The following is a 15,424-nucleotide window of genomic DNA, read 5'->3' on the forward strand; positions in this document are numbered from 1 at the left end:
AATCAATAGTGGGTAGCACACTACTGTATTACCCCCACTTCTTTTGATCAGGTTTATTGACTATCCCCAATGGAGGTTCAAACAATGAATCAAAACCTCTGTGTCAAGCCAGCAGCGATTTTAGCCACCGTCGTCGGTGTGATGGGAATGGGAGTGGCTTTCCCTAGGTCTAGCTGGGGGCAAAGTATAATAGCTCAACAACTGAGTTCACCAGGGAGTGAAAGGGCTGAAGAGTTATCCCTAGCAGAAGCCTCTCAACTAACTCAGCAAGCCATTAAGCTTTATCAGCAAGGAAAGTACTCAGAAGCGATTCCCCTAGCTGAGAGAGCATTAGAGATTCGGCGGGAAGTCTTGGGAGAGGAACACCCGGATGTAGCACACAGCCTCAATAATCTGGGATTACTCTACTTAAGCCAGGGCAGATATGGTGAAGCCGAACCCCTCTTTCGACAAGCCTTAGCACTGAGGAAAAAACTCCTGGGTCAGGACCATCCCCATGTGGCAGACAGCCTCAATAATCTGGCTGCACTCTACTTGAGACAGGGTAGATATGGTGAAGCCGAACCCCTCTTACAACAAGCCTTAGCACTGTGGAAAAAACTCCTTGGTGAAGACCATACCCATGTGGCAATTAGCCTCAATAATCTGGCATTCCTCTACTCAAGCCAGGGCAGATATGGTGAAGCCGAACCCCTCTTACAACAAGCCTTAGCACTGAGGAAAAAACTCCTTGGTCCAGACCATCCCGATGTGGCAACCAGCCTCAATAATCTGGCTGTACTCTACGAAAGCCAGGGCAGATATGGTGAAGCCGAACCCCTCTATCAACAAGCCTTAGCACTGAGGAAAAAACTCCTTGGTCAAGACCATCCCCATGTGGCAGACAGCCTCAATAATCTGGCATTCCTCTACTCAAGCCAGGGCAGATATGGTGAAGCGGAACCCCTCTATCGACAAGCCTTAGCACTGTTGAAAAAACTCCTCGGTCAGGATCATCCCCGTGTGGCAACCAGCCTCAATAATCTGGCTGCACTCTACGAAAGCCAGGGCAGATATGGTGAAGCCGAACCCCTCTATCAACAAGCCTTAGCACTGACGAAAAAACTCCTGGGTGAGAACCATCCCGATGTGGCAAGAAGCCTCCATAATCTGGCTACACTCTACTTAAGCCAGGGCAGATATGGTGAAGCGGAACCCCTCTATCGACAAGCCTTAGCACTGTTGAAAAAACTCCTTGGTCAAGACCATCCCCATGTGGCAACCAGCCTCAATAATCTGGCTGGACTCTACTCAAGTCAGGGCAGATATGGTGAAGCGGAACCCCTCTATCGACAAGCCTTAGCACTGAGGAAAAAACTCCTTGGTCAAGACCATCCCCATGTGGCAACCAGCCTCAATAATCTGGCATTCATCTACTGGGCACAGGGAGACCCTACTTCTGCTCTCAACCTCCTAATTCAAGGGTTAGAGGTAGAAGAACAAAACCTCGACTACAATCTGGTAGTTGGCTCTGAGTCTGAAAAACAAGACTACATCGACAAGCTCTCTGGTACAACAAATGTAGCTATCTCTCTGCATCTCCAACAAATTCCCAACAATCAAAAGGCAGCCCATTTGGCACTAACAACAATCCTGCGTCGTAAAGGTCGTATTCTGGATACTACCAGCAATAGCTGGCAACGCTTGCGCCAAAACCTTACCCCTGAAGACCAGAAACGCTTCGACGAACTCAACCAAACTAACAGCCAACTGGCAAAACTCTACCATCAAGGTCCCGGCAATCAGTCTCTCGATGACTATAAAACCCAACTCGAAAAACTGACGGAAGAAAAGGAAACTCAAGAGAAGGCTCTTCTGGAAAAGAGTCCTGAATTCCAACGTGCCACTCAAGTCGCTACCCTCGAAGCTGTGCAAGCTCAACTGCCCCCTGATGCAGTTCTGATTGAATTTTTCCAATACCAACCTTTTGACCCCAAAGCACCTCCAAATCAGCAATGGGGCAAGCCCCGCTATGCCGTCTATACTTTACACTCTGATGGTCGTTTTAAAGGCATTGACCTAGGACCAGCAGAGGAAATAGACCCACTGATTTATGATTTTACCACTGCTATCCGCAATCCTGGAATACGTATTTCCCGAGTTAAAGACGCTGCTGGTAAATTAGAGGAAAAGATACTGGCTCCGATCCGAAGACAAATTGGTAATAGCAATCACTTAATCATTTCACCAGATGGGGCTCTCAACGTGATTCCCTTTGAAGCCCTGGTGGATCACAATAACCAATTCCTGATTGAAAACGTTACCGTTACCTACCTTACCTCCGGGCGAGACGTGCTGCGTTTCCCTGTTCAAGCCCCACCTCAGCAGCCGCCAGTGCTGATTGCTGACCCCATTTTCGGAAAACCTGGTGAAACGGTTCAATTAGCTCAAAACCCTACCCGTTCCGGGAATTGGCCCCAGCGTAAGCTTCCGCCTCTACCAGGAACCAGAGATGAAGCTGAAGCCATTGCTGAAATCTTACCCCAAGCTCAAATCCGGCTTGGGCGACAGGCCACTGAAGCGGTGATCAAGCAAGTTAATCGTCCCAGTATTCTGCACATTGCCACTCATGGCTTTTTTGAGGGCAATCAACAGGTTGACTCTCTGGTGCGAGAAAATCCCCGATTGCAGTCTAGGCTGAGTCTGTTGAACTCTGGACTAGTGCTGGCTGGGGTTCAGAATTATCAAAGTGGCAACCTTGCCGATGTAGTCCAGGATGGGGTGCTGACAGCATTGGAGGCATCGGGGCTTAATCTCTACGGTAGTGAGTTGGTGGTACTTTCTGCCTGTGAAACGGGACGAGGTGAACTGTCCCAAGGAGAAGGAGTCTATGGTTTGCGGCGAGCCTTGGTGCTGGCTGGTTCCCAAAGCCAGGTGATCAGCCTCTGGCAAGTGGACGATCAGTCTACTAAAGAGCTGATGGTTTCTTACTATCAGAAGTTAAAACAGGGTCTGGGACGTAGCGAGGCCATGAGACAGGCTCAACTAGAGATGCAGCAAAATCAAAAATACCAGCACCCCTATTTCTGGGCAGCTTTCATCAATTCTGGTAACTGGAAACCATTGAGAAGGCAGAAGGCAGAAGTCAGAAGGCAGAAGTCAGAAGTTAGAAGGCAGAAGGCAGAAGTCAGAAGGCAGAAGTCAGAAGTTAGAAGGCAGAAGTCAGATTAAGTCAAATGTAGTCAGTCAAACCCAATAGCATGCCCTATCATACATTGGTGCTAAGTCAATATCGAGCTGCCCTGCAGTCCCTAGCCACAGATTCTACCTTGAGTCATCAACAAGCTCTAGAGATTCTGTGTGCGAGAGATGCACTCCACAATGCCCTCAAACAGGAACCCTTCATACCTGCAGAGCTTCTAGAGTGCATCCATGAGCTAGATGCCCAACTCCAACAACACAAACAACGGATTGACCAAGCTCTGGAACTTTCTAGCTATCGCGACAGCCTAGCAGCAAAGCCTAAGGGCTGGTGGTGGTATCTGGATCAACAGCGTCCTCCTCATCGGCTAGATCGTTACGACTGGGTGTTTAAGGGTCTGACCTTTGGAAGTTGGAGTGTGAGTCTGGCTCTGTTGGTCAACATTGCCAGTCGTTTCTTAAGTGGTGGTCCCGGTGTGGCTGGCACTTCCGCGATCATTGTACCAACTCTGATCACTCTGCTAAAAGCCAAAAGTGACCTTACCGAAGAAGAGCAAAAAGACAACGATTTCTCAGAAGCATTGAAAAAAGGTTTTGAGGAATTGCTAACTCGTTTGAAGGTGCCCAAGTTTCTTCATGCTGAAACTAAGTTTCTCTCCACCATGGCTCTAGTGTTGGGATTGCTAGGGTTTTGGTTTAGCCTATCCAGCATTTCAGATAGTTACGGTGAACGTGGCTTAGAGCACTATCGAGCCGGTGAGCTTAGTAGTGCTGAAGCCGACTACCAAAGAGCAATTGCCCTTGATCCTGATAATGCTAAGGCCCATTACAACCTGGCCGTAGTCTATGAAGACTGGTTACAGCTCAAGAAATCAAAGCAAGAGTACCAGCTGGCGGTAAGTGCCAACATTCCTAGGGCATACAACAACTTGGCCAGACTCTACATTCTAGAAGGGGACTATCCTAAAGCGGCAAACCTTTTACTTGAAGGTCTAAAACTGACCACAGAGCAATCAGTTTATCCAGAGGATAAATACAATTTATATAAAAATCTAGGGTGGGTAAGATTCAAACAAAACCGGGATGATGAAGCTAAGATTGCTCTGGAAAAAGCTCTCAAAATTGCCAAGGATCCAGATGTGGCAAACTATCTGCCCAATCGTGCCTCTGCCTCCTGTATTTTAGCTCAGGTACTTGAACGCCAGAAAAAACCTGAAGCTCTCAATAAATCTCTCAAGGAATGGGAAAATTGTCGCAATTTAATCATCGGAAATCCCAGGATTTCAAAACCAAACCAATGGCTAGATCTAGCTAATGATTTAGGAATAGGAAATCGTTTAATTCCAGAAGAAGACACCTGGTTACATCTAGCTAATGAACGTATTCAGAAAGCTCAACAACAGAAACAAAGGCCATGATTTGGAAACGTCTATTCTCCATCTCCCTACTTTCCACCGTTTTAATCGCGATCGCGGCTCCAGCAACTATTCCGGCTGAAGGTCTGTACTACATCGCAGCTGTCACAGGAGATGTTCAAGTGAAACGTCGCCTGTGGTTTGGTTATGATCGAGCTCACCAAGGAGATCGTCTCAAGCTAACAGACCAGATCTGGGTCAAAAACCCTCAGTCCTCTGCTACAGTTTCCTGCAGTGATCTCAGTAATTGGCAAGTTCCTTTAGGAAAAGCTTTGAAGGTGTCTGAAGTTTGCCCAAATTCAGGAATATTGTTCCGACCGGGAGATAACCTAGCACCTGGACGTGGCATCGAGAATGAAGACTTTCCCTACCTGATCAGTCCGAGGAATACAGCACTACGTCCTAATCAACCCCTGACCCTGCGCTGGCATGGGGTGAAAGAAGCCAGCCACTATGATGTTACTATCAAGGATTTGGCAACACCAGTGTGGGAAAAACGGGTATCTGAAGCCATAGTTGATTATCCTGATAGCTCCGAACTCCGACGGGATCGGGATTATTTTATAGTGGTGACTGCTAGTACCGATGTGTCTTCACTTGAAAATCCCAATCAAGATCCAGCTCCCACCATTGCCCTGCTGACCGATGACCAGGAGCAGGAGCTGAATAAGAACCTAGCTCAGATTGAGACACAAAATCTGGATGCAGATGCCAAAGCTCAGAAAAAAGCTCATCTGTATCACAGCACTTGCCAAGATCTAAATTACCCCAACACTTGTCTCAATCAGAATGCCATTGAGGTTTTAGAAACAAGAATCAAAGCTGGTACAGAAAATCCTGCCATTTATCAGCTCCAAGCTGATATGTATAAGCGCATTGGACTAAAGCGACAGGCTCAGCAGCGTTACCGCACAGCCCTGGCACTAGCCAAAAAAGCTAACAATTTGCCATTGCAGGCGGAAATTCAAGAACAGCTTGGTGAGATTGCCCACAACCTAGAAGAGTTTGCTGAAGCAGTTGAATGGCTAGAGGCTGCTGAGGGAATTTACCAAAAGCTTTTTAATTTGGAAGATCCAGAGGCACAAGGGAAGCTAGAGGAGCTAAGGAATGATATTGAGGATTCTCAAGGGAGGATTTGAGGGGGGAAGTAAGTAGTCAGGGGTCAGCTATCAACTATCAGCAGTTAGCGGTCAGCGGTTGGCCTTTGGCCTTGTGGCACAGGCTTTGAAGCTGTGACATAGCCCATTAGCTGAATGCTTACGGAAAAACTGTCACCATTGGTGGCAGAAATTGCTGCATCTCCTAAAAGCTGTTTGACCCGGTGGGTGGAACAGGCATTAGGCGTGGAAAGGGTATCAGGCGTGGAACAGGCATCTTGCCTGTTACAGTGTTCGGAAGGGCTGTCCCAACACTGGCGGTGCGTTACGGGACGGGCTATTCCAACACTGGCTACGAGGCGGAAAATTAAGGCGAGCCCGTCCCTAACGCACCCTACGAGGCTGACCGCTGACCGCTGACTGCTTTACCTTTGTTATGATCACCTTTTGGACAAATGTTGTTGAATCGGAAACCAGATGAGTGACTTGGATTCAGGGAAGTATCGGCAACTACTAGTAGAAGTCAAGGAGCGCATTCGCCAGGCCCAGTACCAATCCCTCAAAGCAGTCAACAAGGAATTAATTACTCTTTATTGGGATATTGGACGGTTAATTGTGACCCGTCAACAGGGAGAAACCTGGGGTAAGTCAGTCGTAGAACAACTAGCAAAAGACTTACAAGCGAAGTTTCCAGGTATCAGTGGCTTTTCGGTTCGTAATATCTGGAATATGCGCAATTTATATCTCACCTACTCTCAAAATGAAAAACTGCAACCAATGGTTGCAGAAATTGCTTGGAGTCATAATTTGGTGATTATGCAAAAGTGTAAAAATGACTTACAGCGAGAGTTTTATATCCGGATGACGCGGAAATTTGGCTGGACAAAAAATGTTTTGATTCACCAAATAGAGAATCAAACCTACGAGAAAACGTTGCTGAATCAAACTAATTTTGAACAGACAGTTTCCGAGGATATTCGTAAGCAAGCTAAGTTAGCCGTTAAAGATGAGTACATCTTTGATTTTTTGGAGCTAGCCGATCAGTACAGTGAGCGTCAGTTAGAGCAAGCAATTCTAGCCAAGGTCGAACCATTTTTACGGGAAATGGGAGGGATGTTTGCTTTCATTGGCAGTCAGTATCGCTTAGAAATTAGCAACAAAGAGTATTTTATTGATTTGCTGTTATTTCATCGCCATCTAAAATGTTTGGTAGCCATCGATTTAAAAATAGGGGAGTTTTTGCCAGAATATATAGGCAAGATGCAGTTTTATTTGGCAGCGTTAGATGACAAAGTGAGGCTAGAAGAGGAGAATTCTGCCATAGGAATTATTCTTTGTAAGTCTAAGGATAAGACGATTGTGGAATATGCGTTGAAGGAGTCAAACAAACCGATTGGTGTTGCTACTTATCGAATAGTTTCAACGTTACCACAACAGTTGCAGAATCAACTTCCTGCACCTGAACAAGTGGCTCTGTTATTGGAGGGGGTGGAGTAAGCTCATAAGGGTAGGTTTTTTACTTTGACCTCAGGTGTGGGGTGTAGGGGGTGGGGTGTGGGGTGTGGGGCATAAGAAAGCGATGCATCGCTTTGCGTCAATTCTTGTCCACTGTTCCCTGTTCCCGTCTTGATGCAGTCGCTCATGGGGGAAACCACGGCAATAGCGAGTGGGGGGAACCCCCAAGACCGCGCTGCCTTCCCAAGACCGCGCTGCATCGCTGTTCCCTGTTCCCGACAACTGCCGCGAAGTCTAGTAAAAAGGTTCAATCCTCCAAAAATCCACTTTCTCTAAAGTAGCAGAGGTAAGTTTTAAATAAATCCTGATTAACCTCCGGTAACTGGATACCACTTTCCCTTAAACCATCAACCACATTGCGACAATCGTACTCAATTAAGTTTGTTATGTTCGACGGTGATTCCGGGAAGTTAGGTAAGTAAGGGTAGAGAGGATTTTCCATATCCTCTATCAACTTAGAACGCCAATCAGTATAGTCAATTTCTTGTAAGCTATAGCCCAGGGAGCGCACCCAGTCAAAAATCTCCCTCAGATGCACCGATTTGGGATTAATTAAATGGAATGCCTTCCCAAATAAACGGTTTTGTTGAGACAGACAAACAATCGCTCGGCTGACATAATCTACTGGGACAAGGTTTTCTGCTAAACCACTCCAGCTGGGAAAACATTTGAGTCGAATACATCCTTTCACCCGTCGCGAGAGTAAGTCATCGAAACTAGAGACACCGGTTTGACTGTGACCACTAATCCTCGACGGTCGATAGATAGTTATGGGCAAACCGCGCTTGGCAGCTTCCCAAACTAACTGCTCTGCTACCCACTTGGTCTGAACATAGCCTACTTTTGGTAAATCATAATAATTGGCAGTGGCTGACTCGAGAATGGGTTGATCAGTTTGGGATGTTGATAACACGCTGATGGTAGAAACGTAATGAACCGGTTTGAGCTTCCCTAGACTGGCCAGTCTCAACACGTCTTGGGTTCCCAAAACATTCGCATCTTTTAAAATAGGGTAAGACCACACATGATTAACATAGGCTCCAGCGTGATAAACCACATCAATATATTGGCATAAATTATTATACTCAGTTGCTGAGAGTCCAAAACGACTGGTTCCTAAATCTCCGATGATGGGAATAATTCGAGATGTAAAATTATCACGCCATAATCCAGTTGCTTCTAACTTGCTCAATAGTCTTTCTTTGCCAGCATCTATATGCTCGGCGCGAACCAAACAATAGACAGTAGCATCCGTTGTGGTCAAGAGTTCAGAAAGTAAATGAATTCCCAAGAAACCTGTGGCACCGGTTAGGAAAATTCGTTCCATTGGACTGACGATTGGCGCGATCGCAGTTAATGGCTGAATATCTGGATCTAAAGCAGCTTCTGCTTCTAAATCCCAAGTCTGGGATTGATAGTCTCCAGTTACTAAAGCGTGGTCGATTGCACTAGCCAAATCAGAAACAGAGGGATAATCAAACAATGCCCTTAGCGATAAATTAATCTCGAAGGCTTCACGAATCCGAAACATCAGTTGAGTGGCCAATAGGGAATGACCACCTAACTCAAAGAAACTATCATCAAGGCTAATGCTCTGAGGGTGCAGGGAGAGAATTTCGGCAAAAAGACTAGCGATCCGAATTTGACTCTCTGTCTTCGGTGCAACGAAGTCACTACTTTGGCTGAAGGCAGCAGAGGGGGCAGGTAATGCTTTGCGGTTTATTTTACCACTGGGAGACAGGGGTAATGACGTCAGGGGCACCACTACACTGGGAACCATGTAGTCTGGTAATTTCTGTTTGATATACTCTTTCAGGGCGCTGATGTCAAGATCATCATCCCCAACTACATAGGCTACCAGGCGCTTGTTTCCTGGGGTATCTTCCCGGCAGATAACGACGCATTCCTGCACCTGCTGGTAGTCACTGAGCACCGATTCAATTTCCCCCAGTTCGATACGGAAGCCTCTGATTTTGACTTGATGGTCAATGCGACCGAGGAATTCAATAGTGCCATCTGGTAAATACCGAGCTAAGTCCCCAGTTTTGTAGAGTCGAGCCGATGGATTATCACTAAATGGATGCTGAATAAATCGCTCTGCCGTTAGCTCAGGGCGATTAAAATAACCCCGAGCAAGCCCCACCCCGCCAATGTATAGCTCACCGGCAACCCCAATCGGAACTGGCTGGAAAGCTTGGTTTAGCAAATAGATTTGACAATTAGAGATGGGTTTTCCAATCGGGGGCAGGGCTGGCCATTGAGCAACGTCTTCTGGCAGGGTAAAGGCTGTCACCACATGACTCTCAGAAGGCCCATAGTGGTTATGGAGGGTACATCCGGGCAAGCGACCCATCAAATCGCGAATGGCATTAGAGATTTGTAACTGTTCTCCTGCAGTAATGATGTCTTGCAAGTGGGTGGGCAATGATGGTGCTGTTTTCGCTACAGTTGCTAACTGTTGTAACCCAACAAAGGGTAAGAATAAACGACCAATGTTTTCCTGGTTGAGTTTGGACAACAGTGCCATGGGGTCTTGGCGTATGTCCTCTGAGATTAAAACTAAGGTTCCTCCAGCACACAAGGTCGAGAAGATTTCCTGGAAGGAAACATCAAAGCTAATCGGGGCAAATTGGAGGGTGCGACCAGTGTTAGATGCTAAGGTCTGCTCAAGTTGCCAAACAATCAGATTCACTAAAGCTTGGTGGGGCATGGCAACCCCTTTCGGTTGCCCAGTTGAGCCAGAAGTATAGATAATATAAGCCAGCTGATCTGGTGTAGTCTGGGCATTGAGGTTGGTGGGTAGATGTTGGGCAATGGTTGGCCAATCCTTATCTAAACAAAGGGTATGCTCTGCCATTAGCTGCACCTGGGATATTAAACACTCTTGGGTGAGTAGAATGGAAACTTGAGCAGTTTTCATCATGTAGGCCAGCCGTTTCTGGGGATAGCCAGGGTCTAGGGGCACATAAGCTCCCCCGGCTTTGAGAATTGCTAGCAGCGCGATCACCATAGAGAACGAGCGCTCCAGACAAATTCCCACCGGAACATCTCGGCCAACACCCAAAGAAAGCAAGTAATGGGCGAGTTGGTTAGCCTTTTGATTCAACTGGTGATAGGTCAGAGCTTGTTCGGCAAAACGTAATGCTACTGCATCTGGTGTCTTTTGGACAATAGCTTCAAATAACTGGTGAACGCAGGCATTACGAGGATAATCGGTTTGGGTCTGATTCCACTCCACTAATAATTGCTGTTGTTCAGCAGCACTCAAAATCGGCAATTGAGCAATGGTTTGTTCTGGAAATACAGTGATCCCCTCTACAAAAATTTGGAAATTTCTTGCCATCCGCTCAATCGTTGCGGGATCAAACAGGTTGGCATTGTATTCAAAAGCGCCAATCAGTTCTGTATCGCTTTGAGTCAGGGATAAGGTTAAATCAAAGGTAGCCCCAGCAGTGGGTTTATCTAAAGACTTAGCACTGACAGTCAGCCCCGACAACTCTAGGGTTTCCTTCGGGAGATTTTGCAAGGTAAACATCACCTGAAAGAGGGGACTAACCCCTGGCAGCCGTTCCGGTTTCAGTTGCTCTACCAGCAGGTCAAAGGGGATATCGCCATGAGCATAAGCATCTAAGGCCACTTGACGAACTTGGGAAAGCAACTCAATGAAGGTATGCTGTTGCTTCGGTCGAGTGCGTAAGACTAAGGTATTAACGAAGAAGCCAATCAAAGCCTCTGTTATGGCTGGGTTTCGGTTGGCGATGGGAGTCCCCACCACAATATCGTCTTGATGGCAATAGCGAGACAGAAAACCGGAAAAGGCCGCAAAAAGGGTAATGAATAGGGTTGTTCCCTTACCCTGGCTTAAGACATTGAGTTGATCAGTTAGGTCAGCATTGAGGCCAAATGGCACCCGGCCAGATTTGAAGGGTTGAGTTGTGCGGGGGCGATCCAGGGGGAGGTTAAGCACTGGGGGAGCATCCGCTAATTGCTCTTGCCAGTATTTAATTTGGCTATCTCTAAACTCCCCGGTGAATCGGCGGCGTTGCCAAGTCGCATAATCAACATACTGAATGGGCAGAGGGGGTAATGATGGCGATGTTTGAGTTAAACCAGCCGTATAAAGCCATGAGAGTTCTCTGAGCAAAACTTGTATTGACCAGTCATCACTAATGATGTGGTGCATGGTCAGTAGTAAAATTTGCTTTTCCTGTGAATTGCAAATTAGCGTAAATCGCAGCAGAGGGCCAACAGTTACATCGAAGGGGCGATTTTGTTCTTGGAAAATCACTTCCTCAATCCCATCCAACCCCTCAGTGGTCAAGTCTACCATAGATAGGGGTAACCGAATCTGGGATGAAATCCTTTGGTTTGGTATGCCCTCGCCAGCTGAAAAGGTGGTTCGTAGGATTTCGTGGCGGTCTATGAGGGTTGCGATTCGGCAAAGCCGACGCTTCGCGAACGCATTTTCTAAACTCGTTGTGTCTAATCGCCCGGTAATCACAAACGCTCTGACCAAGTTATAGGCAGCACGATTGTCTTCCAGTTGAGCCAGAAACCAGAGACCTTGTTGGGTTAAGGATAGAGGAATTTCTGCCTCTCTTGCCGTGGGGGTGGGGACTAATGGATAGTCACCAGTGCTACAAGTGCTAGTGTTTACGGATTCTAGGTATTCTGAGAGCAGGCTAATTGTTGGTGCTTCAAAAATCTGCTTCAATGGTACTTCAATGCCTAGTCTCTGGGAAATACGAGCCACAACTTGGCTGGCATGAAGGGAGTGTCCCCCTAATTCAAAGAAATTATTCTCAATGCCAATCGGCTCAATTTTTAGGACTTCCGACCAAATTTTGACTAAGGTTTCTTCTATTTCCGTACGGGGGGCAATAACGTTTAATTCTAATTGTGATGTTGATAGAATTGATTCCGGTTTTGGTAAAGCCCGTCGGTCAATTTTACCAGTTACAGTTAAAGGTAATGACTCTAGCCAAATAAAACAAGCGGGAACCATGTAACTGGGTAATTTGTCTCCCAACGCAGCTTTTAATTCGTTGGCTGTCGGTTTGTTTTGGGAATTTACCGGAGTCAGATAAGCCACTAGCTGTTGATCCCCAACTGCTCCCCCTGCTTCTGTCTGGGCGACTACAACCGCCTCTTGAACAGCGTCTAAGTTCAACAAACTGGCTTCCACTTCACTGGTTTCAACCCGATAACCTCGGATCTTGACCTGAAAATCTTTACGACCCAGGTGCAGCAAACAACCATCGGGTAATAACTTACCATTATCACCGGTTTTGAAATATCGATGCTCGCCATCGGTAATAAACACTTGCTCGGTTCGCTCAGGCTGTTGCCAGTATCCCAGAGCAACTTGGCGAGAACAAACCACAATTTCCCCAACCTCTCCCGGGGGCACCTCCTGCCCCGATTCATCCCAAAGGAAAACCTCGGTGCCCTCAACGCCATAGCCCGCAGGCACCGTGGCACCAGTGAGCACGGTTTTTTTGGTAATGGGAAATTGTCGGACTGGACTAATCTCTGTACCTCCAAGATTCACCATTAAGGTGCATTGGTCGGAAAAGTTTTCCTGGAAAAGTTCCGCATCCTGTCGGTAAACCGTTTCACTGCCAATTTGGATCAGTCGTAACTTAGGAAAATTTCCAAGCCCATCTAATTTTGAAACAAAGTGACGAAACAATGTCGCCACCGCAAACATAATGGTGATTTCGTTATCTCGCAACCATCGGCCTAACTGATGTAACCCAATTTGCTTGACATCCAAGGGGAATAGGGCTGCTCCATTCAACAGGGCACAGTAAATATCTCGCACTGCACCACCAAAAGCGGCTGAGTACAACAGTGAAAAGCGATCGCAAAAGCTAATCTTACTGCTGTTAGTATAGTTCCGGCATAGATTCAGGACATACCGATGGTTTTGGATCACACCCTTGGGGCGTCCTGTAGAACCAGAAGTGTAAAGAATATAGGCTTTATCGTCAGGATGATACTGAATTTCTAAGTTCTCGTCTGAAATCCCTGGTTCTAGGCTGTCAATCCTTAAAATATCTTGGCTCAAAACATCTTGGCTCAAAATCCTCTGCTCAAACCCTGAAGCATCGAGATGGTAGCGATCGCTTAAAATTAACCTAGCCTTTGAGTCCTTAAGAATCAGGCTAAGGCGAGACTCTGGCAACGATATATCTATCGGAACATAAAATTTCCCAGCCTTGAGTACCCCCAACATCCCTGCAATCATGCTTGGTCCGGTCTCAAATAACAGAGCAACCGGTTCAGCCCCAGCCCCAAGCTTGGTTAAGATTGCTCGTGCAATCCGGTTAGCCCATTGGTTTAAGGCGTTGTAGGTTAGCTCTTGTCCAGGAAAACCGATGGCAAGACGATTCCCATGACGTGAAACCTGTTGTTCAAATTGCTCTACAATTGACCGTTCAACATTTTCTAAGGGGAAAGGCTTAAAGGTCTGGTTGGGACTATCGTTGTCGTTCAGGGTCAGGGGTTTTACAGAGGGATTCATCGTTTGAGCTTTGGTGTTTGAGCTTTGGTGTTTGAGCTTTGGTGGTTTGGGCTGACATCAATGGGATATAGCAGTAGGTACTAAGGTTAGGACAACTCTTACTTCTAAAACCTTTTTAGAGTCAACTTCTGCCTTCTGCCCTCAGCATAGCTGCCTTGCGCGTAGCGCTATAAAACCTGTCTCGTCACAGGTTCAGTTCCATGGCTGCCATCGGCTGAAGGGTTTCAGCGGCATGGTTCAAAGCCAGTTGAACCGGATTAATCACCTCGATCGCCGACAAAAACTGCCCGACAGCACCGGTACTTCTTCCTTGCAGCAACTCCAGCAAACAGGGAATTTCACTACAGCCTGCGATGATACAGTCCAGGTCAGGTTGGGTTTTGAGCAGCTCAACAAAGAAGCGTTCCCCTAAGAAGCAGGTGAGATCCTGATTAGAGGCTTTTACCCCCTGATAAATGCAGTCCATCAGGGTTAACTGCAAAGCATCGTTTGGTTCGATCAGGTCAATTCCATTGGCTTGAAGGGGATGGGCGTAGACCTTTCCCCATCGCGTGGCACTGGTGCATAGGAGTAACGGTCGCTGCCAATGCCCATCTCTGAGATGCTTCACCACAGATTCAATTAATGAAATCCACTGGAGTTTAATCGCCATTTGGGGATGATTGTTCAAGAGCCGTTGCCAGGCAAAAGGAAGGAAGTAATGGGCAGCATTACACAGGACAATCACTTGGATCGGAGTATGGCGTGTATAACATTGTGCAACTCCCACTCGAATTGCCATCTCTAGCATCGCCACTAACTCCTCTTCGGCCAAGGTTTTCCTCAAGGTTTTGCTGCCAGCTTGCCTTTTCTCGGTCATAACTGTTGTTCGATTCGGCACTGCACAGGCCTGTAACAACACAATTTCCCGAGTGTTTTGAAACATTTCACAGGCTTGCTCAAATCCCGATACTCCCGGTATTGGACCCATCCCTCCAATTAAGAGTAAGGGGGGAGCTTTTGTGTGCCGAGGCCGGAGTACCATCACCTCTGTGGGATAGTCTTGATCGGTAATCACGTCTCCCAAGTCCAAGTGAACTTTAGCAATGTCAGCTAATCTTCGTCGATAGGCTGGCAGCGCCGATTTGACCTGTTGAGCTGTTTCAAAACAGTACTGATGCTGGGGGTTAAGAGGCGCAGATAAGGGATTCGTTTGCATGATTTTCTTGACTCATCATATTAGTTAAGTCTACCATTACACCACCTAAACGAGTCAAATATTCTACAAATAAGTTCTGAGCCTGTTGGTAATCAATGGATGTGTTTGTCCCTTGACAATAGGCATTCAAGGCTTTGACCACTACCAAAAAGTGATCCACTTCCGTCTCATCAGCCACATGAGCGTGGATATAGGTCAAAGCTTGCTCTTTTTCTGCAGCAGAAAAGGAGTAATGACGATCAATGAGATCACTAAAAGCCTTTAGGGCAATGCTATACTCACCGTGGTTATAGATCTCAGAAAACATATTGGTGAACAATCCCTTGGGGATATCATTCACTACCATGTTATGATAAATCCATTGTTTAAACTCTCTGGCTTTCGGTAAGCAATACTGGTCTAATTGCCAGGAATCGTTATCCAAAAACCCAGAAATGTTGAATGATAGTTAAAAAACTAGACAAATAGCCTATAATTTGATAAATTATAGGCT

Annotated in this window: 9 protein-coding genes; 5 read left to right on the plus strand and 4 right to left on the minus strand. The window is 46.6% G+C overall.

What is annotated here, in order from left to right; all coding sequences use genetic code 11:
- The first annotated feature begins 84 nt into the window (after positions 1-84).
- The 5 genes from F6K57_RS03750 (at position 85) to F6K57_RS03770 (ending at position 7,189) form a co-directional block, all read left to right on the plus strand.
- The gene (locus tag F6K57_RS03750; protein ID WP_293064910.1) at positions 85-3,210 is read left to right on the plus strand and encodes a CHAT domain-containing tetratricopeptide repeat protein; all 3,126 of its coding nucleotides are present in this window, start codon (positions 85-87) and stop codon (positions 3,208-3,210) included.
- A gap of 29 nt (positions 3,211-3,239) precedes the next feature.
- Positions 3,240-4,598 carry a tetratricopeptide repeat protein gene (locus F6K57_RS03755; protein WP_293064913.1) on the plus strand — a complete coding sequence of 453 codons (1,359 nt, stop codon included), beginning with the start codon at positions 3,240-3,242 and terminating at the stop codon, positions 4,596-4,598.
- Positions 4,595-5,734 (plus strand): tetratricopeptide repeat protein, encoded by a 1,140-nt coding sequence (locus tag F6K57_RS03760; RefSeq protein WP_293064916.1) that lies wholly within the window; start codon positions 4,595-4,597, stop codon positions 5,732-5,734. The genes F6K57_RS03755 and F6K57_RS03760 overlap by 4 nt, the downstream gene beginning before the upstream one ends.
- 114 nt (positions 5,735-5,848) lie before the next feature.
- On the plus strand, positions 5,849-6,112 hold the full coding sequence (locus tag F6K57_RS03765) for a hypothetical protein (RefSeq protein ID WP_293064919.1): 264 nt from the start codon (positions 5,849-5,851) through the stop codon (positions 6,110-6,112).
- Positions 6,113-6,169: 57 nt separating this feature from the next.
- Positions 6,170-7,189 (plus strand): PDDEXK nuclease domain-containing protein, encoded by a 1,020-nt coding sequence (locus F6K57_RS03770; protein WP_293028781.1) that lies wholly within the window; start codon positions 6,170-6,172, stop codon positions 7,187-7,189.
- Positions 7,190-7,191: 2 nt separating this feature from the next.
- Here the strand turns inward: F6K57_RS03770 and F6K57_RS03775 are convergent, their stop codons facing one another.
- The 4 genes from F6K57_RS03775 to F6K57_RS03790 form a co-directional block, all read right to left on the minus strand.
- Positions 7,192-7,458, minus strand: a complete 267-nt coding sequence (locus tag F6K57_RS03775) for a hypothetical protein (protein WP_293028778.1) — start codon at positions 7,456-7,458, stop codon at positions 7,192-7,194.
- The gene (locus F6K57_RS03780) at positions 7,455-13,733 is read right to left on the minus strand and encodes a non-ribosomal peptide synthetase (protein ID WP_293064922.1); all 6,279 of its coding nucleotides are present in this window, start codon (positions 13,731-13,733) and stop codon (positions 7,455-7,457) included. The genes F6K57_RS03775 and F6K57_RS03780 overlap by 4 nt, the downstream gene beginning before the upstream one ends.
- Positions 13,734-13,917: 184 nt before the next feature.
- Positions 13,918-14,931 (minus strand): aspartate/glutamate racemase family protein, encoded by a 1,014-nt coding sequence (locus F6K57_RS03785; RefSeq protein ID WP_293064925.1) that lies wholly within the window; start codon positions 14,929-14,931, stop codon positions 13,918-13,920.
- Positions 14,900-15,355, minus strand: a complete 456-nt coding sequence (locus F6K57_RS03790) for a hypothetical protein (RefSeq protein WP_293064928.1) — start codon at positions 15,353-15,355, stop codon at positions 14,900-14,902. Before F6K57_RS03790 ends, F6K57_RS03785 begins: the two co-directional genes overlap by 32 nt.
- Positions 15,356-15,424: the final 69 nt, after the last annotated feature.

The organism is Moorena sp. SIO4A5 (genome assembly GCF_010672005.1).
Classification (GTDB): domain Bacteria; phylum Cyanobacteriota; class Cyanobacteriia; order Cyanobacteriales; family Coleofasciculaceae; genus Moorena.